Raw genomic sequence first — 18616 nt, forward strand, 5'->3', positions numbered from 1 at the left:
CTAACGATGTCCTGCGGTACCCGGACTCAGACTTCGACCCGGGCGATCCTGATGATGCTGAGCCCCTCCGTTCTTCCCTCTGAACCACTCACTTACTTAACAATCGGGAACTACGAACTGCTGACAACGCAGGACTACTCACGCGGGGACTGCACTTTTCATCGCTGTACTGCGAACTGCTGACGCAGTGACTACCGCACTGCTTGCACCACTGATGTTGCGTACCACTGATGGCCCGTGACAGCGCCACTCTTCGGCAGCCAGCCCCGTCGCCCATCGTGCGTCTGCTCTGGCTTAGAACCCCACTGCCGAACCTCCCGGTGCGCGCGCCCGCAGCCGACGCCTTCACCGAGGTACTGCACACTTCACTTCACTGCTGGGAACTGCGAACTGCATCCACGGGTACTGCCACTGCGTTAACTGCGGTCCCGCTGATGGCGGCCCCCGATGACTGCGGGCCACCCGGTCCGATCGTCAGCCCCGTCGCCGTCCTGCAACAGCCCTGGCTTCGGAACTCCACCACCGCACCGCTCTGCGCAACGCACCTGCATGTACTACTGCCCGGCAGTTCATGTCTGCCAGGCCCTGCTGTCCTTCTGACTTACGAGAGAAACCATAACCACGCCACCATCCAATGTCTACTCCAGCCCTCATAGATTTTCGCGTGTTCGAGGGACAGGTAATCGAACTCGAACAGCAAGAGGCGCAAGGCGGACGCAGACGGATTGATCTCACCAGAGCAGGGCATAAGCGCCAACGGTGATTCAGAGACGAGGGGGAACCTCATGGGCATGACAGGTACTCGCATCGCAGTCGGCCCTTCCACCCCCTCTTGCGCCGACGCACGTGAGCTCGCACGCGTCTTCCTCGACGCTCTCGGCCGTACCCTCACCGGCGAAGCCGAGCAATCCGTGGTCCTGGTCGTCTCAGAGCTCGTCACCAACGCACTGCGGCACGGCGGCGGTACCTACACCCTGGACCTGACCGCACACCCGGACAGCATCGAGATAGCTGTCCATGACCCCAGCCCGCAGGCACCCCATATGCGTACTCCCGACCTGGCCGGCGGCACGGGAGGATTTGGCTGGCACATGGTCAACGACCTCTCCCGTTCCCTCACCGTCACCCCCACACGCGAAGGCGGCAAGACCGTCCGAGCCCTCCTGCCCCGCTAGAACTTGTCGTCAGGGTGTCCCGCCCACATCAGGAGTGATGCGAGGGTGACGGCTGTTTGGTAGGACTGGGCGGTCTTGTCGTACCGGGTGGCGATGCCGCGCCACCGCTTGAGCCGCTTGAAGCACCGTTCCACGACGTTGCGGTGCCTGTGGACCTGCTTGTCCAAGACCGGCGGGCGGCCCCCTCGGCTGCCGTGCCGGCCCCGGTTGCGGACTTGGTCGGACCGCACTCGTAGCCGGCCCGCTCCGGTGCGGGCACCCGTATCGCCTCCATCACAGCGGTGAACTGGGTGCAGTCGTTGGTGTTCCCTCCGGTCTGGACGAAGGCCAGAGGTCGGCCCGCTCCGTTGCAGGCCAGGTGAATTTTACTGGTCAGCCCGCCGCGGGGCCGTCCGAGCGCGGGGCTTCGAAGCCCCCTTTTCACGCCCCGGCAGCACGCTGATGAGCCCGGACGATGCTGGAGTCGACCGAGACCGACCACTCCACGACACCCTCCGCATCGACGTTCGCCTGCGCGGCCCGGCGCATCCGCTCGAACGTCCCGTCAACGACCCACCGGCGGAACGGGTATGAAGACCGACCTACGCCCCGTATCACTCGGGCGCATCCCGCCACGCGGTCCCCGTACGGAACTTCCACACCATCCCGTTCCGGACCATCCGGTCATCCAGCCGCGGCCACCCCAGCACAGGCCTGGTCAGCAACGGCTGCACGAGGCCCACTCGGCATCAGACAGTTCCCGGCGACGTATCACCACACCATGATCCACAACCCAAGATCACTTTGACGGCAGACCCCAGCCGCATGGAGGTCGGATCCGACGTGGCGCTGGGACATGCAGGTCGGCCTGTGATCTCGTTCGCATTGAACGGCGACGCCTGGAAGGCCAATCAGCCGCGCCGGGAACAGCCGGGCCGGTCGGCACGGTTGCATCGACCGAGGGGCCGGCGCCGCTGAGGTGGGGATCACGGAGACCACAAGGTCGTCCGCCCCACCAGGATCCGGGCCCCAAGATCGCGGTACGCCCGCCGCACGCTTGGATTACGACGTATTCATATCCGCAGGAGGATTCCTTCATGACTGACCGGCCCTTGACGCTCATGGCAGTACACGCCCACCCCGACGACGAAGCCACCGGAACCGGAGGGATCCTTGCCCGATACGCGGCGGAAGGCATCCGCACGGTTCTCGTGACGTGTACCGACGGCGGTTGCGGCGACGGACCCGGGGGAGTCAAGCCGGGCGAGCCCGGGCACGATCCGGCGGCCGTCGCCTTGATGCGCCGTCAGGAACTCGAGACCAGCCGTGACGTCCTGAAGATCAGCGATCTGGAGACACTGGACTATGCCGACTCCGGAATGATGGGCTGGCCGAGCAACGACGCCTCCGGATCGTTCTGGCAGACCCCCGTGGAGAAGGGCGCCGCCCGACTCGCGGAACTCATGCGGCACTACCGACCCGATGTGGTCGTCACCTACGACGAGAACGGCTTCTACGGCCACCCCGACCACATCCAGGCCCACCGCATCACGATGGCGGCGCTGGAGATGACCGAGCTGACACCGAAGGTGTACTGGACGACGATGCCCCGCTCGATGATGCAGCGGTTCGGCGAGATCATCCGCGAGCTTCACGGAGACCTGCCGGAGCCGGATCCGGCCGAGGCCGCCGCGATGGCCAAGATCGGCCTCCCCGACGATGAGATCACCACCTGGGTGGACACCCTCGCCTTCAGCGGCCAGAAGTTCGACGCACTGGCCGCGCACGCCAGCCAGGGCGAGAACATCTTCTTCCTCAAGATGGGCAAGGAGAAGTTCGGCGAGTTGATGGGCACGGAGACCTTCGTACGCGTCAAGGACGCCACCGGCGCGGCCGTACCCGAGAACGATCTCTTCGCCGGGCTGCGCTGATCCGCCTGCCCGACGAGGGCCCGGAAAGACGGGGCGCGGCGGGAGCACGCTGGTCACACACGCGCAGGCTTGTCCACGCAGGCTCGTGCGCCCTCCTCGGAGTCCTCCACGCCGCTCTTCACGACCAGCCGCCCGGCCCCCACCGGGACGATCTCCTCAGCGACCAGGAGGCCGCCGACGTCCTCGGGATCAGGCGGCAACACCGTCCGCACCTACGCCCCCACCGGCTACCTTCCCGCCGGCGCCGACCTCCACAGCCGGCGTTGGTGGACCCGCCGCGACGTCGAAGCCCGCCAGGTAGCCGGCACCCAATGCCCCCAACTCCCCCGGCTCCTTGGCCTAGAGGCCGGTGCGAGGCCGGCTTCTCCCGCAGCGCCGCCGTTGCCCCCACCTCCGAAGGCGGGAAAACCGTCCGCGCGCTCCTCACCCCGCTAGCGCGCTGGGCCCGCTGATGCCGATGCGGTCGGCGGCTGAGCTCCAAGTGAAGCCGCCCGGACCGCGACCGCCGCGCGCCCCCGGTCCCCGTCGAGTTCCGGGCTGGGCAGGGTCCCGGCTGTTTGCGAAGTCCGCCATCGGACATACGGGGTTCTGTAAGTCTTTTTCCACTGAAGAGGGAGTGATCAGCTGTGTCTGGTGAGCAGAAGGCCGAGGCGAAGGGCGAGCAGGCCAAGGGCAAGCTCAAGGAGACCGCTGGCCGCCTGACAGGCAACGAGAGCCTGACCGCCGAGGGCCGCGCAGAACAGGCCAAGGGCGACGCCCGCGACGCCAAGGAAAAGATCAAGGACACCTTCAAGCACTGACCCACACCGTCAGGGCCGGAGCCGCTGTGCGGCTCCGGCCCTGACGCACGTCCACACGTAGCCGGGTCAGCCACGCGGCGGGCTGGGCCCGGCGCAGTTCCGCTTGACCCTCAAGCGAGCCATGTACGGCCCGGCATCCTTCACGCTCCTCCGGACCCGGATCCTCACTCAGGGTAAGTAGCGATCAGGTCACCGCAGCGGTTCGAGGATCCTGCGGGCCTCCTCGCTCACGGCTCTGTCTCCATCGGATGTCAACGCCGAGCACAGCACCGCGAGCCGTTCCCCGTCCTCCTCGGACTGACCGCAGACATTGAGGATCGCAGCACCAAGGTGATCGCCGGTTTCGTCATCCGCGCTGGCGAGCGCGGTCAGCACCATGCGCGGACCGAGCACGTCCCAGCGTTCGAGCAGAGCCTCCGCCGTCTCCTGAGTGACGAACGTGTCGCGATCATCCAGCAACAGCCGGTGCAGGACCTCGGCGACCTCGGGAACCTCCGCGACGGCCGCCAGATGCCGGCCTGAGGCCGCTCTAACAGACCATGACGCCGAAGTGGCCTCCTGAAGGAATGGGGTCAGCTCGTCATGAGACTCGGAACGGGTCATGGTTCTCACTCTGGCACGCCTCCTTTCGCCCGTACGTTCGGCCGTCACGCAATCGCGGTCAGAGCCCGAATTTTCCCCAGGGCTGCTCTTCTCCTCAGTTGGTTCACGGAGTGAACCAACTGAGGAATATGGGGAGCGGAAAGCAGAAGGACTCACCGATCGCTGGGTCGGTGAGTCCTTGCGTGAGGGGGCGAGGGTCAGCCGGAAGAGACGAAGCCGGCTGATTGGTCGAGGTGGAATGGTTGGCCGGGGATCTTCGGCGTCCAGCCGGTGGTGAGAGCAGTGCGGATGCTGTCAGCGACCTGGGCGGGCAGGATCGGGCTGCCTTGCATTCCGATCCAGTTGCTCAGGTGTGGCTGGTCAGTGGTGATCACCAGTGCGGTGCCCGGAGACGACTCCGCATGTTCGACCACGTAGGCAAGAGGTGACCAACCCAGACCCTGGCCGTAGGTCGGCCGTCCGCGGAGTCGCCACCGGTAGGTGGTGCCGTCCACGGTGATGAGCCGCGATCCCTTCTTGACCAGCGCCATGTCCACATCCTTTCCTGGTCCACGGTGACTCGCCGTCATCGCCTGGCAGGGCGGACAGCCCCCGCCAGTACGAGACCGTCCTCGGCAACCCCCTGAGCGCGGCCCGGCACCTCGAGCCGGCCGCGTCCGAGCGGGATGCAGCACACCACCATGTTGGGCGCAGCAGCAACGATTCCCCCAGCTCAGACCTGCAATGCCCGGTCTGGGTGAGCCGCGTTGCGCTGAGCGCGTTGCAGTACTCCAGGCGCTGCGAGGCGCCCTGCAGTCCCTTTCGGGGGCAGTGACGCGATCGATTAGCCGCCAGCGTTTCGCAAAGCCGCGGCCGGTCGGCACCGAGGAGGTTGTCCAGCGTGGCAGGGGGGTTAGCCCCACTTCAAAGCGGGTGGCTGACAGGATCCCGGGCGCAGGCCCTGACCGAAAATACTGGGCTCACAGAGCAGTTGCCGCCGCCGGCCTCGCAGGAGTCTTTCGTGTACGAGCATACGTATTCAGCAGACGGATCACATGCGCCCAGGAGGAGGGGTGGTGGCAGGCCCGGGGCGCCGGGGCTGCGGGTCGCCGCTGTCGGGGCGGTCGCGACGGCGGTGATGGCCGCCGGATTGATCCTGCCTGTGTCGGCGGAGGGCGCCGAAGGCGCCGGTCAGGCATCAACCGCACGCAAGGGGCACCAGGCCACGCAGGCAGCCCTGGACGGGGTAGTCCAGAGCGGACCGCCCGGTGCGATCGCGCTCGCCCAGCGGGGCCGCGACGTCTGGTCGGGTCATGCGGGCACTGCCGATCTGGCAACCGGCCGACAGTCGCGGGTAGACGACCGATTCCGGGTGGGATCCATCACCAAGACGTTCGTCGCCACCGTCGTCCTGCAGCTCGAAGCCGAGGGCACGCTGAGCCTGGACGACACCGTGGACCATTGGCTGCCGGGCCTGGTTCGGGGCAACGGCCACGACGGCACGAAGATCACTCTGCGTCAGCTTCTCAACCACACCAGCGGCATCTACAGCTACACCGACGACGCGGACTTCAAACGCAAGGAGTTCAGCACCGCCTTCCTCCAGCACCGCTACGACACCTGGACGCCGGAGCAGATCGTCCAGCTCTCCATGACCCACCGGCCAACCTTCGACCCCGGCGCAGGGTGGAGCTACTCCGACACCAACTATGTCCTCGCCGCAATGGTGATCCAAAAAGCCACCGGGCACTCGTACGCCCGCGAAATCGAGCGGCGAATCCTACGCCCTCTGCACATGGACTCCACCACGCTGCCGGGCACCCGGGCCCACATGCCGGGCCCCAGCGGACGAGCCTATTCAAAGCTGACCGGGGAACTCGCCGGCCCCCCTGAACCGAACAGCCCCACCTACGACGTCACCGAACTCAACCCCTCCCTCGCAGGGGCCGCCGGCGAAATGATCTCCAACACCCTCGATCTCAACCGGTTCTACCAGGCCCTACTGTCCGGTCGGCTCCTCCATAAGCGTCAGCTGGCGGAGATGACCACGGCCGAGCCGATCAAGGAGATGCCGACCGTCTCCTACGGCCTGGGCCTGATGAAGATAAAACTGTCCTGCGGCATCGACGTATGGGGGCACAACGGCGGCATCCAAGGCTCCATTTCGCAGACCATGGCGACCACCGACGGCGGGCACGCGCTGTCATTGAACTTCAACGGCGACTGGAACGTCCACGAACAGCAAGTCGTCGAGGCCGAGTTCTGCGGCACATGAGCGATGAGGCGTGCCGGTTCCCCGAGCTGGGAGAGGTCGGCGAAGATCCCCGACGCAGGCCACCGGAAGCACCCGGGCCCGAGGACTCCTAAGCACTGACCCGCACGACGTGACGCAGTCCGCGTCGTCGATGCCCTCGTGGAGGCGCGGCGCGGGTCGCGAGGGCATTGCGGGCGAGGTCGACGCGGCGTCGGTGTGGAACGCCGCCGAATCAGAACGCGTCAGCGGCAAATTGCGGGAGCGGTGCGTCACCGTCTACGGCGCCGAGGCCGATGCCACGTCCGAAGTCCCCTTCGATCCCGCGGCCTGGGGCATCGTCGGTGTCCCCCGCGCCGGCAGGGAGCCCGTGCCCGCGATCCCTGTCCGCACCGGGTGAACGGGCTTCGCGACCCGGCCGAGGCCGCCCGGGTTCCTACCCGGCCGAGACCGGTCGCGACAGTTCCGGCACGGGACCCCCGCGCTCGGCGGGATCGGCGGACACCACGATCACCTCGTCCTCGGAACTCCACCGGTGGCGTACGCCCTTGTGCGGATTGAGCCGGAGGCCGTGGTCCGGTGACACCGCACGGCGCTCGTGCAGGCGGTACCCGATGGCGCACTCACCACGTGAGCGGGCCGCGGCGACAACGGTGGCGAAGCTCGCCTCGCTGCCCAGGCGTACGTACGTCCCCGCCGGGCACAGCCGCACCGTGCTGCCCTCGGCGGAGAACAGCTCGTCGAACACGGGCGCGAGGTGCCGGTTCTGGGCAATCTGTGCCATGAGCAGTCCGGTGAGGTTTCCGCTGACGATGACGTCGGAGCCGGGATCGACGGGCGCCAGGGGCCGGTTGCGGTCGTCGGTGAGTTCGGTGACCACGCGCAGTTTCCGGGCGGTGCGCTCTTCCAGCAGGCGCAGCCCCAGCAGGGTGACCAGCGTCCAGTCGTCGGGCCGGTCGGAGCCCCCGTCCGGTTCGGGGCCGAGGACGACCAGCCCGTCGTACGGCGAGAGGTCGAGGCCCAGCAGGGTCTCGGGGCGCGGCAGCGGCGCCGATCGTACGCGCACGGCCAGCGCCGGCGGCGCTGTCGCCCCTGACTCCGGATCAAGGTCTTGCTCCCACGCGCGCCCGCGTCCCGGCTCCGGCTCCGGCTCCGCGAGCGGCTCCGACGCCCGGGGTCCGGGCACGGCGAGGTCCGTGACCACGTCGAGCACGGAGCCCGGCCGGGCCGTCCGGCGCAGCTGGCCGACGACGAGGGGGGCCCGCCGGTTCCACCCGAGCAGGAGCAGGCGCGAGGCCTCCTCGGGTGGCGGCGGGGCCGTGCTGAGCGCCGACGGATCGACGAGGTGTTCGCAGTCCTCCACTCGCGCCGAGTCCTCGTCGCGGGTGAGGACGATCAGGCGGCTGCCGGGCTCGACGGGGCTCTCGGCGGGCGGGTTCAGCACCGTACGGCCCTCCGCGGTGAGCAGTCCGACCACGCAGGTGTCCGCGTAGCCCAGCAGCGCCGCACCGAAAGGGCCGCCTTCGAAGGGGGTCGCGTCGACGACGTGGAACTCGTCCCCGGCGAAGTCGAGCAGGTCCCGCAGCACGAGGGAGAGGCCGGTGCGCCCCACGCACTGGGCGATCAGCCGCGCCGTGACGGTGTCGGTCCGCAGGACCGTACCCCGCGGGCCGGCCGCGAGCCGCGCTGGTGCGTAGTACCGGTCTTCGCGCACCGCGGCCAGCACCGGCGGTCCGTCTTCCGCGCCTTCGCCCAGGACCGCTCGCAACGCCAGCAGGATCCGCAGCACCTCCGCGTCGGCGGCCGGTTCTCCCGATGACAGCACCAGGACCGTGCTCGCCGTCTGGGGGCTGACCAGGGCGAGCACATCGGGATCGCTCGCGGGCCCGCTCCGGCAGATGACGCGGGTGCGGGCGCCGCCCGGGCCCATCCGCGCGTCGAGCGCCCGTTCCATCTCGGTCTTGTCCCGATCGGCGAGCAGCACGATGGTCCGGGGCCGGTCCGGGGCATGCGCGGCGGCCAGTTCACTGACGACCGTGCCCGCTTGGTCCGACCAGCCGAGCACCACGACGTGCCCGTCCTCCAGGACGGTCGACCGCCCGCGGCTCAGCTCGGCCATCCGGTCCGCCAGCCCCGTGGTGATGACCCCGACCAGCGTGGACACGCACAGCAGGGCCACCAGCCCGAGCAGCGCCGCGAGCGCCATGCGCAGCGGTGTTCCGGTCACGGCGCCCAGGCGCAGTGTCTCCGCGCTGGTCCGCCAGGCGGCCGTCAGCCGGCCCGACAGCGAGCGCGGGGATCCCGGGTCCGTCCAGACGAGCACCGTGCTCACGGGGACGACGACGGCCAGGCAGGTGATCACCAGCCAGCCCATCAGCGTCCCGGTGCTACGGGCCAGTGTTCGGTCGAACCGGTACCCGGCCCGTTCCCGCAACGAAGCCCGCCGCCGTCCCACAGGTCGTCCCACGCCCATCCGACCCCACCCCCGCTTCCCGCCCGTCCACATACCCCTGTGCGGTGCCCCCCTCGCTGCACAGTGCGGTGTGCGGCGGCGGCCCATGCCCTGTTCCAGGGCCAATTCACCCGTTCGGGCGGGTACGGCATGCCCACCTGCCGGCCCGGGACCTCGCGCCATACCAACGGAGCCCCACCGACGCCTCCAGTCACATGTACACCTTGGCCACATTCGCCCTGGGGGCCGGCAAGACCGTCACCGTCAAGACACGGAAGGGCGCCAACACCGCCACCATGCTGTTCCAGCAGCGTGCCGTGAGGCTCACACGTGAGTCGCCGGGCCGTCGGGCATAATTTTGCCGGATGGTTCCGCCAGTCCTGCCGGCACTACGTTTTGACCAGGGGATGCGACACGGATGGGCACCGGTACACCGGCCGACGGCGGCTTCGGTGCGCACCTGCACGCACTGCGCACGAGCGCGGGGCTCAGCCAGGAGGAATTGGCGCAGACGGCAGGGATCAGCGTGCGCGGGTTGTCCGACCTGGAGCGGAGCCGTTCCCGGGGGCCCCAGCGGCGTACCGTGCGGGCCCTGGCCGACGCCCTGCGCCTGGACGAGGCCGGAGCCCGCAAGCTGGAACGACTCGCGAGCCTGGGCCGGCACCGCCCGGCCGCCCGAGACGGCGGCGCCCCGGGCACGGCGTCGAAGCCCGACCCCGTCCTGCGGCAGGCCGTGCACCACACGCTCGCCCTGCCGCGTGACCTGAGCGATTTCACCGCTCGAGGCCCGGCCCTCGACCGGCTGCTCACCCTGGTCGAGGACCTCGATCCGGCCCACCCGCCGGTCGCGGTGATCTGCGGACAGCCGGGTCTGGGAAAGACCAGCTTCGCCGTGCACGCCGCCCACGTCCTCGCCCCGCACTTTCCCGACGGCCAGTACGCCCTCGACTTGCGCGGTATGGACCCCCGCCCCGTCGACCCCCGGGACGCGCTCGCCCGACTGCTCCACGCCCTGGGCGTACCCGACAGCACGGTCCCCGCAGACGCCGAGGACCGAGCCGGCATGCTGCGTTCCCTCCTGAGCACGCGCCGCGTGCTCCTCCTTCTCGACAACGCCGCTGCCGAGGACCAGGTCCGTCCTCTGCTGCCCGGCCACAGCGCTTCTCTCACCCTCGTCACCAGCCGCCACACCCTGGCCGGCCTCGAAGCCGTCCACCGCACCGAACTGGGACTGCTGCGCCGCGAGGAAGCAGTCGAACTCCTCACCCGCATCATCGGTTCCGCGCGCGTCCGCCAGGAACCCCAGGGAGCCCGAGACCTTGCCGACTTGTGCGGGCACCTGCCGCTCGCCGTCCGCATCGCCGCGCAGCGCCTGGCGGCCCGGCCCGGAGAGGCGATCACCAAAGTCGTCGCCCAGCTCGCCGCCCAGGAACGCCGTCTGGACACCCTGGAGGCCGGCTCCCTGCGGGTACGAGCCGCCTTCGCCCTGTCCTACCGGCAACTGGACCCGCTTGCCCGCACCGTCTTCCGCCGGTCAGCGCTCGCCGACGGTCCCGACTTCGGCCCCGAGACCACGGCGCTGCTTGCCGGCCTGTCTCTGCGCGAGGCCGGCCGGTACGCGCATGAGCTCACGGACGCCGGTCTGCTCCAGCCTCATCCCACCGCGGAGCGCTACCGTTTCCACGATCTGCTCGCCCTCTTCGCCGCCGAGCAACTGGCGGAGGAGGACGAGCCCGCGAACCTCGTCGCCGTACAGGAACGGGCCGACGAGTGGATGGTGCGTCGAGCGACCGCGGCCGCCCGCCTCTTCGCCACGGACCACCCGCCGCGTACTCCTGCCCCCGACGCCACCCGTGCCGGAGATCCCGACCCGGCCACCGCGCCCACCGGTCTCGAAGGGGCGCACAGCTGGCTGACGGCCGAGCGGGCCCAATGGCTGGCAGCGCTGCGCCGGACCCAGGCTTGCGGCCACCACCAACAGGTGGTCGACGCCGCCGAGGCCATGCACTGGTTCTCCGACCGCACCCTGCACTGGGAGCTGTGGCCGGAGGTCTTCCAGCGGGCCGTCGGCTCCGCCCGTGCCCTCGGGAGCAGGCTGGACGAGGCCGTGCATCTCAACTACCTGGCCTGGGCCCACAGCGTCTGTCTCCACGACCACTCTGCAGCCTTGAGCACCGCGCGGGCCGCCCTGACCGTTGCACGAGAGATCGATGACCCCCTCCAGACCGGCTGGGCCCTGCACTACGCGGCGGCGGCCCTGAGCGGTCTCGGGCGGACCGGCGAGGCCATCACCCACCTCCACGCGGCGGCCGAGCACCTCAAGGACCGCACCTGTACTCAGAGCCGCCTGGCAGAGCTGTCCACGCTCAACACACTGGGCCGGCAATTGCGACAGGTCGGGCGCGCCGAGGAGGCCCTCAGCATTCACCGACGCAGCGAAGCCCTCTGCACCGTAGCCGTGCCGGGCACGTCGCCGGAACTGACCGATCTCTACCGGGCGTCGGCACGGCAGCACATCGGCAACGATCTTGCGGCGCTGCGGCGCTGGGAGGAAGCCGAGGGCCATCTACGACATGCGGTGGCCCGCTTCGAGGCGGCGCGGATGCCCGCCTGGAGCGAACCCGCCCGCCTGGACCTAGGTATCGTCCTGCGCCACCTCACCCGCCGTACGGAGGCCCACGGAACCCTGACGGCCGCGCTCGCGGCGCTGACCGGGTTGAACAATCCCCGCCAGGTGGAGGCGGCTGCCGAGCTGCGCGCACTGGACGCCGTCGATCAGGCGTAGTTGCCCCGTTCGCCGCCTCCTCGGGATCGTCCCTCCTCGGCAGAACCGGCGCAGCACGTAGTTCTGCCGGTGGAACTTCCTGGCACCCCCCAGGTCCCCCACACCGGCCGACTGTTCAGGACCTTCCGTACCCCTGCCCGGCAGCGACCCACCGGCCCCGCGCACGCAGGTCAGGCACGAACACACTCCGGCCGGCGGTGGTGCTCGACCGCGACGGCCCTCGCACACAACCCCGCCCGCCCCGACGAACTGGGCCTCCAGCCCGACATCGGCCCACTCCGTGTCAGCGCGGGATCGCTGACGCGCCCCGCCCGCAGGACCTGGCACAGGGCCTACGCCGTCGTGGCAGGGCGGTGGACGCCGGACGCCGGATGGCCGACGAGTACGGTGCGGCCGCCGGCTCGGTTGCCGGCGTCGATGCCGAAGGGCCAGTCACCGGGCTCCATGAGTGCCCGAGGTCGAGGTCAAGCTCGCGGGCGGCTCGGTGCGGCATGCCGGGGGCGGGCTTCCGGTACGGGCAGATCGCGCGGTACCGCGGCATGGTGGCTTCGGGGTGGGGGGCAGGCGTGGATCGCATCGGGGCCCGGTCGCCGGCCCTGGGTTTCGCGGCCACCGGCACGGTCGGCCTGCAGCTCCCGCCGGGACCATGACCGGGTGACGTCGTAGAGGTTCTCGGCCTACGGGGGGAGCCACCCGGCAGAAGTGTGCCGGGCCCTACTTCTGCCGGTGGAACCGCATGGTCCCTGCCGCGTCCACCCTGTTGGCTTAACGCGGAACGGACGGCACGGCCGGACGGGGGCACTTGACCGCGCCCGAGACCACCCGCACCGCCGTCCGGCAACCGGTACCGCATGCCCGCTCCGGTTCCGACGACCGTCTTCACCCTGGGGAACGACATGTTTGCAAGAGGCTTCCGCGTGCTGCGAAGGCTGTCCCTACCCGTCCTTTCGCTGCTCATCCTGGCCGCGATGCTGCCCACCCCGACGACCGCGGTGGCGGCGTCCGGCAGCAAGTACGGAGACGCCCGCCTCGACCAGTGGTCGTCGCTGACCACCCACAACTCCTACGCGATCTCGGGCGCGTTGCCGCCTCGGAACCAGTCGCGCAACATCTCCCGGCAGCTCGACGAAGGCGTGCGCGGGCTGATGCTCGACACCTACGACATCGCCTACGACCAGGAGGGCAACGTCGACCTGATGATGTGCCACTCCACGTTCGCCTGCTTCGAGACCTTTCGCAGCGGGCTCTTCACGGTGGTGGAATTCCTCAAGGCGCACCCGGACGAAGTGGTCACGGTCTTCCTGGAGAACTACGCCAGCCGTGCGTCGCTCACGCAGGCTGTCACCGACGTGCTGGAGGCCGAGAACGCGAAGAACCTGCTGTTCTCGCCCAGCCAGTACGACATCGACAACCGGAACTGGCCGCGGCTGCGCGACATGGTCTCCGACAACCGCCGCCTGGTGGTTTTCCAGGACAAGTGGGGAGATGACGTCCCGGTCAAGTCCAGCGACGGGAGCAAGGAATACGGGCGCCTCATGTACACCTGGGCGCGCACGGTGGAGACGCTCTACGACTACGACGGCCGGCCGAGCGGCTGCGCATCGCGCAACAGCAACCCGGTGGGGCAGAACCCCATGCCTGGCACGGCCCTGACGCCGCTGTTCACCATGAACCAGTTCGCCTCGAGCGTGTTGAACCCCGAGGCCAAGGCGCCGGGCGACAACGGCTCGGCCCTGCAGAACCGCATCGACAAGAGCTGCCGTCCCGCCGCGGGCCGTAACCCGAACTACGTCGCGGTGAACTTCTACCAGCACAGCGACACCAGCGGTGTCACCCCGCTGTCCGTGGTCAACGAACTCAACCGCAACGCCCACATCTTTCCGCCGCACCCGGCGCTGTGGACCGTCACCTCGAACAAGCAGTACATCGGGCAGACCTACGAGACCACTGCGCCGAACCGCTGCATGGTGCGGGGCGAGAACTTCCCCGACGGCACGGGCGGAGTGGTGACACAGCGGGCCTGCGCGAGCCCGGCGCCCAGCAGCCAGCAGTGGTCGGCCGTCCTGCCGCCCTACGACAGCAAGAACTACTACTGGATCAAGGCGGGCAACGGCAACTGCCTCACCATCCCGTGGAACCTGGGTGTGCCGCCCGGCAACGGCATGCAACTGTTCTGGTGGCCGTGCGAGGCCCGGTGGCCCTCGGCCAACCAGCTCTGGGAGGTCATGCCGGCAGAGCAGTACGGCGGGCGACGCGCCTACTACTTCATCAACCAGTGGACCGGCAAGTGCCTGACCCTGGACCCCGCCACGACCGGCGGCAAGGCCGGCAAGGTCACCCAGGACGTCTGCCCGACCCGCTCATGAATCCCCGGGTCTGATCCCTGCACCTGTCAGACCCGCGATTGCGGCACCCGAAAGCGGCCCGGCCGAGCAATCGGCCGGGCCGTCGGCATCAGCAGACACGCCCTGTACGTCCGCTGCACGTCGCAGCGTGGCCGGGACGGGACCGGGACGGGCCGGCTGCCCGGTCTCCCTGCCTCGCCGGTTTCCCCGCCTACGACGGGCCTGACGCCGAGCCCGTCAACGGCCGGACCACGCACACCTGCAGCACCTCACACACACCCGCGCCTCCGCAGGGCTGCGCACCCCGGCGGTCCTGGCAGCCTGCTCCGGCAAAAGCCTTCCGTCGGAGTTCAAGCACCACGCCTGGGAGCTCGACTCGGCTCCCGCCCCGGTCGGCGCCTGACCGAGGGTCGGGTTAGGGGCTGGGTGCGCCGCCGATCAGGTAGTCCACCTTGCGCCGCAGCCCGCTCCAGCGCCGGTCGTGGTGGTAGGCCCGCTTGATGGTCCGGGCCCGCGCCTTGGGTCGGCCCGGGTAGAAGCGACGCGCCCAGGGGGAGACCGGTCGGGCCAGCCGTACCGCCGCGACCAGCGCGATCAGCGGGACGACGACGCCGAGGACGGCCATCCGGGGCTTGCCCTTGATCAGGGCCATGATCGCCAGCACCAGGTTGAACAGCACGGTGCCCACCGCGGTGAGCCGGTTCTGCTCCTCGTCGGGGGTCAGGCCGTCGACGCCCAACGGCAGGAACCCGCAGAGCAGCAACGCCGCCAGCGCCGAGGTCATGATCACCACCTCGATGCTGATGGTGCCCTCCTTCGTCCAGTAGACGTCGCTCAGGTGCAGGATCAGCGCGAACTCGTCCAGGACCAGCCCCGTCCCCATCCCGAACAGCACGGCCGCTGCCGCCGCCCCCCACCCCGTACGGCCGCCCCCGATCGCCGTGAATCCGCCGACGGTCATCAAGATGACCCCGGGGACGCAGTGGTGGACGTGCAGACCGCCCGGCGTGACGTTGCGGAAGGGGCCCTTCCCCGCCCGGATCATGCGGGTGATGATCCGGGTGGCGGCGAAGGTGACGACGAACGCCGAGAGCGCCAGGAGCAGGGGCAGCTTCCCCGGCTCCAGGATGTTGCGGTACCACCAGTCGCCCATGCCGTCACCTTCGCGGCCCCGGTCGCGCCCCGCACTACGGATACCGCCGTTCGGGCTCGGTTCCGGCCGAGTCCGCCGCGCTCAGACCGCGGTGGCACCCGCCTCCCCCGCTCCCGCGGTGTCGGTCGCTCTGATCGGCAGCACGGTGCTGCTCCTCGGCGCCCTGGCGCTGGTCGGCGAGACGAGGGCCGGGGAGAGCGCCACCTTGGTCCGCGATTTCCTCGAGGGCCTGACCAGCATCGAGAAGTGACTGGCCCGGCCGCCCTTCCGGATGGATCCGAGGCCCTCGGCGCGCTCCGGTCCAAGGTCGGCGAGTACCTCCTCAGCCACCGCTCCTCGCTGCTCAGCAGCGCCGTCAGCGACGCCGGTCACGTGGTGCAGGTGGTCACCGTGGTCGTGCCGCGATCGCTGCCCGCCATGGCAGCCGAGTGCGCGCGCTCATCGGCAGGCCGCTGACACGGGCCTGGCTGCTGTGGGATGTTCCCGACGACACGTGGTTCGCTGACGCCCCGGTGCCGCTGGACTTCGGTGGCGAGCGGGTAGAGATCCAGCATCAGAAGTCCGACGACCTCGCCCTCACCTGGAACTCGCCCAACCCGCACGGCTGCGCCCCCTGGCCGGGCTTCGACCTTCGCTGGCGCCACGATGCCGACTCCGTTCTCGCCGCACTCCAGGGCCAGGAGCTCCACGAGATCGAATTGCTGGAGCACCACGATGACGACATGGCCAAGGGCATGGTCGCCCTCGGCTTCGTCTTCCCCGGGGGCCGGGTCACCGTCTACAACGCCCTCGACACGAACGGCTTGAGCTACGGTCCACCGTCTTCGGCCTACGAACGCCACGCCCTCTGACCTCGTCCGCCGGCCCACCACGTCTCGTGGTGCGGAGAAGACCTCTCCACTGCACGTTGTGCTGGGGCGGTCTCGATTGGGCGAGGTGCGGATCTCGTACCGCGTGTGCAGTGTCCCTGGCCGTGCCGGTCACCGCGTGCGGCTCCGACAAGGCCGACACCACGGCGGACGCCAAACCGTCCACCAGCGCCCCGGCGACCTCGGCCGCGCCGGCTGCCAAGGGGAAGACGAACGCTGAGCCGGGACACGGTTGTGTGGCCCTGTCGGGCGATACGCCGTCACCCGTGGCGGCGGCGGGGACGACGATCCTGGAGGCGACACCGAGGGCGAGTACGGCGGCTCCCGTGAGGGCGATCAGCGCTGTCGTGCTGGAATTGCCAGTCTCCGCGAGGTTCTCGCCGTCGAGAGGGGCGGAGCCTCCGGTGGGCCGCACAACGCTGGTGGAGGCGGACGAGTTGGTACGGGGGTCGTTGTCACCGTGTCCGGCAGGCTCCGCCGAGGACATGCGGCCGCCCTGGGCGACCTGCGTGTCAGTGGGGGGCTTGGCATAGGGACGGTCGGGCGTGCCGATCCGGTCCCAGCGGCCGCGTCCCGGGCGTCCGGGCTTGGTCTACGCCGCGGCCTGCGCATGTACCGCATCGAGAGCGGAGACCAGAACACCCGTCCGGCCCGCCCGGGGCGAAGGCACTGTCGCGGCGCGAGCAGTTGGAGGAGATCGCCACCCTCCCCCGGTGTGGCCGGTGACCTGGCAGCGCTGCTTCCACCTCATCCGGCTCCACCTGGACACCAGCCGGACGCTGCCGACCACAGCGGGCAAAGTCATACGCCAAGGCGAAGACTTCGGCCGGTGGGTCGCCACCCACCGACACGGCTGGGACCAGCTCACCGGAGTCCAGCAGTGGATGTGCGCGCAAGTCATCGGAATCGGACCCGCCGACGAGGGCGAGAAGCCCAAGGCCTGCACCAGCCAGGCCGACAAGTGGGCGATGCCCTACCCGCCGCCCAGTACTTCGAGCGCGAGGTACACCTGACGCTGAGAACGGGCCGATCGCCGGAAAGGGGGTCCACACCCCCAGCACGCGACGGGCCACACGGGAGTACCCGTGCGGCCCGTCGCTTTACAGCTCCCACTGACAGGTCCGGTATCCGCTGTTCCGGTCAAGCGGCACGGGCAGTGCACGCGCTGACCACGGTCCCTGGGCCCGATGGGCTGGGTGGAGGTCAGGCCGGGGTGATGTTCTCCGCCTGGGGGCCCTTCTGGCCCTGGGTGACGTCGAACGTGACGACCTGGCCCTCCTGGAGCTCACGGAAACCCGAGGAGTTGATGTTGGAGTAGTGGGCGAAGACGTCCGGGCCGCCACCCTCCTGCTCGATGAAGCCGAAGCCCTTCTCCGCGTTGAACCACTTCACAGTTCCCTTAGCCATGTCACATGCCTTCCAGTCAGGTACGCCTCCCACACCATGTGGAAGGCGGAGGTGATCGCCCTGGTTCCTGCGGCACAGCACAGCAAAACGCCCACACCAACGGCGTGGGCAATGGGAACTTCCGAACCACGACAGCTGACCCAGACGCTACACGCCAACCACCGGCTGTCACCAGAGGAAACAGCGACCCATCACGCATGAGACCAGCTACGTGCAGGCCCTCTCGCCGTAGGCCAACAGGCTCGTACCGTCTCAAGCCGCGATCGTTGGATTCGATGATCGCCGGTTTTCGGCGTTGATCCGCTGAGCTTCCTCGAGCTGGTCCTCGAGGAGGACGATCCGGCAGGCCGCCTCGATGGGGGTGCCCTGGTCGACGAGTTCGCGGGCGCGGGCGGCGATCCGCAGCTGGTAGCGGGAGTAGCGGCGGCGCCCACCCTCCGAGCTCAGCGGGGTGACCAGGCGGGCCTCGCCGAGGGCACGGAGGAAGCCCCGGGTGGTGCCGAGAGCATTTCCGCCGCCCGGCCCATCGTCTCTCATGGAACGCATGGAGGGGCCCGGGTGCCATGTGGCACCCGGGCCCCGAAGGAACTGCGAACTGCTGGCAACGCCGTACTGCTCAAACGGGGACTGCACTTTCCGCCGCCATACTGCGAACTGCTGCAACACAGGCACTGCAAGGGAACACGTCGATGAAGAAGGTTGCCGCCGTGGGTGCGGCCGTTGTGCTGGGTTGGGGTCTAAATCGCACGCCGACAAACGCGTCAGGACCACCCCGTCCGCGATCGGTACGCCGCCCCGCCCCAAGGCCCTCCCCCGTTAACAGGAACTCGAATTCGAATTCGACCAAGCGAGGACAGACTCCAGGCTCGTACCGGAGGCCCTCCTGA

General features: G+C 69.3%; 17 protein-coding genes and 2 pseudogenes. 11 read left to right on the forward strand and 8 right to left on the reverse strand.

What is annotated here, in order from left to right:
• Positions 1–785 precede the first annotated feature (785 nt).
• Positions 786–1175 carry an ATP-binding protein gene (locus tag OTB20_RS23135; RefSeq protein ID WP_420716468.1) on the forward strand — a complete coding sequence of 130 codons (390 nt, stop codon included), beginning with the start codon at positions 786–788 and terminating at the stop codon, positions 1173–1175.
• Here the strand turns inward: OTB20_RS23135 and OTB20_RS23140 are convergent.
• Positions 1172–1929 (reverse strand): annotated as a pseudogene (locus tag OTB20_RS23140) (IS5 family transposase). The gene OTB20_RS23135 and the pseudogene OTB20_RS23140 sit on opposite strands and share 4 nt — an antisense overlap.
• Positions 1930–2251: 322 nt before the next feature.
• Here OTB20_RS23140 and OTB20_RS23145 point away from each other — a divergent pair.
• Positions 2252–3085, forward strand: a complete 834-nt coding sequence (locus OTB20_RS23145; RefSeq protein WP_267820246.1) for a PIG-L family deacetylase — start codon at positions 2252–2254, stop codon at positions 3083–3085.
• A 53-nt stretch (positions 3086–3138) separates the two neighbouring features.
• On the opposite strand, the gene OTB20_RS23150 is transcribed toward OTB20_RS23145, so the two are convergent.
• A complete protein-coding gene (locus tag OTB20_RS23150) occupies positions 3139–3288 on the reverse strand; it encodes a hypothetical protein (RefSeq protein ID WP_267820247.1) in 150 nt (49 codons plus the stop codon).
• Between the two features lie 423 nt (positions 3289–3711).
• On the opposite strand from OTB20_RS23150, the gene OTB20_RS23155 reads away from it, so the two are divergent.
• A complete protein-coding gene (locus tag OTB20_RS23155; RefSeq protein ID WP_267820206.1) occupies positions 3712–3885 on the forward strand; it encodes a CsbD family protein in 174 nt (57 codons plus the stop codon).
• 189 nt (positions 3886–4074) lie between these two features.
• Here OTB20_RS23155 and OTB20_RS23160 read toward each other — a convergent pair whose 3' ends face one another.
• On the reverse strand, positions 4075–4488 hold the full coding sequence (locus OTB20_RS23160) for a hypothetical protein (protein ID WP_267820249.1): 414 nt from the start codon (positions 4486–4488) through the stop codon (positions 4075–4077).
• 197 nt (positions 4489–4685) lie between these two features.
• Positions 4686–5018 (reverse strand): hypothetical protein, encoded by a 333-nt coding sequence (locus OTB20_RS23165; protein WP_267820251.1) that lies wholly within the window; start codon positions 5016–5018, stop codon positions 4686–4688.
• A gap of 587 nt (positions 5019–5605) precedes the next feature.
• On the opposite strand from OTB20_RS23165, the gene OTB20_RS23170 reads away from it, so the two are divergent.
• Both OTB20_RS23170 and OTB20_RS23175 read left to right on the forward strand, forming a co-directional pair.
• Positions 5606–6742, forward strand: coding sequence for a serine hydrolase domain-containing protein (locus tag OTB20_RS23170; RefSeq protein WP_267820252.1), 1137 nt, complete (start codon positions 5606–5608; stop codon positions 6740–6742).
• 109 nt (positions 6743–6851) lie between these two features.
• The gene (locus tag OTB20_RS23175; RefSeq protein WP_267820254.1) at positions 6852–7118 is read left to right on the forward strand and encodes a hypothetical protein; all 267 of its coding nucleotides are present in this window, start codon (positions 6852–6854) and stop codon (positions 7116–7118) included.
• Between the two features lie 36 nt (positions 7119–7154).
• Here OTB20_RS23175 and OTB20_RS23180 read toward each other — a convergent pair whose 3' ends face one another.
• Positions 7155–9191 (reverse strand): CASTOR/POLLUX-related putative ion channel, encoded by a 2037-nt coding sequence (locus OTB20_RS23180; protein ID WP_267820255.1) that lies wholly within the window; start codon positions 9189–9191, stop codon positions 7155–7157.
• Between the two features lie 397 nt (positions 9192–9588).
• Here OTB20_RS23180 and OTB20_RS23185 point away from each other — a divergent pair, with 397 nt between their 5' ends.
• Together OTB20_RS23185 and OTB20_RS23190 are read left to right on the forward strand one after the other, a co-directional pair.
• Positions 9589–11955 (forward strand): ATP-binding protein, encoded by a 2367-nt coding sequence (locus OTB20_RS23185; protein WP_267820257.1) that lies wholly within the window; start codon positions 9589–9591, stop codon positions 11953–11955.
• Positions 11956–12806: 851 nt separating this feature from the next.
• Positions 12807–14321: a phosphatidylinositol-specific phospholipase C domain-containing protein gene (locus OTB20_RS23190; protein ID WP_267820258.1), complete on the forward strand. Its 1515-nt coding sequence runs from the start codon at positions 12807–12809 to the stop codon at positions 14319–14321.
• 394 nt (positions 14322–14715) lie between these two features.
• On the opposite strand, the gene OTB20_RS23195 is transcribed toward OTB20_RS23190, so the two are convergent.
• Complete coding sequence (locus OTB20_RS23195; protein ID WP_267820260.1) at positions 14716–15453, reverse strand: hypothetical protein; 738 nt, start codon at positions 15451–15453, stop codon at positions 14716–14718.
• Positions 15454–15571: 118 nt separating this feature from the next.
• Here OTB20_RS23195 and OTB20_RS23200 point away from each other — a divergent pair, with 118 nt between their 5' ends.
• The 4 genes from OTB20_RS23200 (at position 15572) to OTB20_RS23215 (ending at position 17335) form a co-directional block, all read left to right on the forward strand.
• Positions 15572–15703 carry a hypothetical protein gene (locus OTB20_RS23200; RefSeq protein WP_267820262.1) on the forward strand — a complete coding sequence of 44 codons (132 nt, stop codon included), beginning with the start codon at positions 15572–15574 and terminating at the stop codon, positions 15701–15703.
• Positions 15700–15909, forward strand: coding sequence for a hypothetical protein (locus OTB20_RS23205; protein WP_267820264.1), 210 nt, complete (start codon positions 15700–15702; stop codon positions 15907–15909). The genes OTB20_RS23200 and OTB20_RS23205 overlap by 4 nt, the downstream gene beginning before the upstream one ends.
• The gene (locus OTB20_RS23210; RefSeq protein ID WP_267820266.1) at positions 15882–16304 is read left to right on the forward strand and encodes a hypothetical protein; all 423 of its coding nucleotides are present in this window, start codon (positions 15882–15884) and stop codon (positions 16302–16304) included. Before OTB20_RS23205 ends, OTB20_RS23210 begins: the two co-directional genes overlap by 28 nt.
• A 731-nt stretch (positions 16305–17035) precedes the next feature.
• The gene (locus OTB20_RS23215) at positions 17036–17335 is read left to right on the forward strand and encodes a hypothetical protein (RefSeq protein WP_324290406.1); all 300 of its coding nucleotides are present in this window, start codon (positions 17036–17038) and stop codon (positions 17333–17335) included.
• Positions 17336–17525: 190 nt separating this feature from the next.
• Here the strand turns inward: OTB20_RS23215 and OTB20_RS23220 are convergent, their stop codons facing one another.
• Both OTB20_RS23220 and OTB20_RS23225 read right to left on the reverse strand, forming a co-directional pair.
• Positions 17526–17729, reverse strand: a complete 204-nt coding sequence (locus tag OTB20_RS23220; RefSeq protein WP_267820267.1) for a cold-shock protein — start codon at positions 17727–17729, stop codon at positions 17526–17528.
• A 252-nt stretch (positions 17730–17981) separates the two neighbouring features.
• Positions 17982–18256 (reverse strand): annotated as a pseudogene (locus tag OTB20_RS23225) (MerR family transcriptional regulator).
• Positions 18257–18616 lie beyond the last annotated feature (360 nt).

The sequence above is a fragment of the Streptomyces sp. H27-H1 genome, assembly GCF_026627445.1.
Lineage (GTDB): Bacteria > Actinomycetota > Actinomycetes > Streptomycetales > Streptomycetaceae > Streptomyces.

Bases quoted from the DNA above. Each gene is read 5' to 3' on its own strand.
- OTB20_RS23135 (WP_420716468.1), top strand. From the start codon at position 786: ATGGGCATGACAGGTACTCGCATCGCAGTCGGCCCTTCCACCCCCTCT.
- OTB20_RS23145 (WP_267820246.1), top strand. From the start codon at position 2,252: ATGACTGACCGGCCCTTGACGCTCATGGCAGTACACGCCCACCCCGAC.
- OTB20_RS23160 (WP_267820249.1), bottom strand. From the start codon at position 4,488: ATGACCCGTTCCGAGTCTCATGACGAGCTGACCCCATTCCTTCAGGAG.
- OTB20_RS23165 (WP_267820251.1), bottom strand. From the start codon at position 5,018: ATGGCGCTGGTCAAGAAGGGATCGCGGCTCATCACCGTGGACGGCACC.
- OTB20_RS23170 (WP_267820252.1), top strand. From the start codon at position 5,606: ATGGCCGCCGGATTGATCCTGCCTGTGTCGGCGGAGGGCGCCGAAGGC.
- OTB20_RS23180 (WP_267820255.1), bottom strand. From the start codon at position 9,191: ATGGGCGTGGGACGACCTGTGGGACGGCGGCGGGCTTCGTTGCGGGAA.
- OTB20_RS23185 (WP_267820257.1), top strand. From the start codon at position 9,589: ATGGGCACCGGTACACCGGCCGACGGCGGCTTCGGTGCGCACCTGCAC.
- OTB20_RS23190 (WP_267820258.1), top strand. From the start codon at position 12,807: ATGCCCGCTCCGGTTCCGACGACCGTCTTCACCCTGGGGAACGACATG.
- OTB20_RS23195 (WP_267820260.1), bottom strand. From the start codon at position 15,453: ATGGGCGACTGGTGGTACCGCAACATCCTGGAGCCGGGGAAGCTGCCC.
- OTB20_RS23220 (WP_267820267.1), bottom strand. From the start codon at position 17,729: ATGGCTAAGGGAACTGTGAAGTGGTTCAACGCGGAGAAGGGCTTCGGC.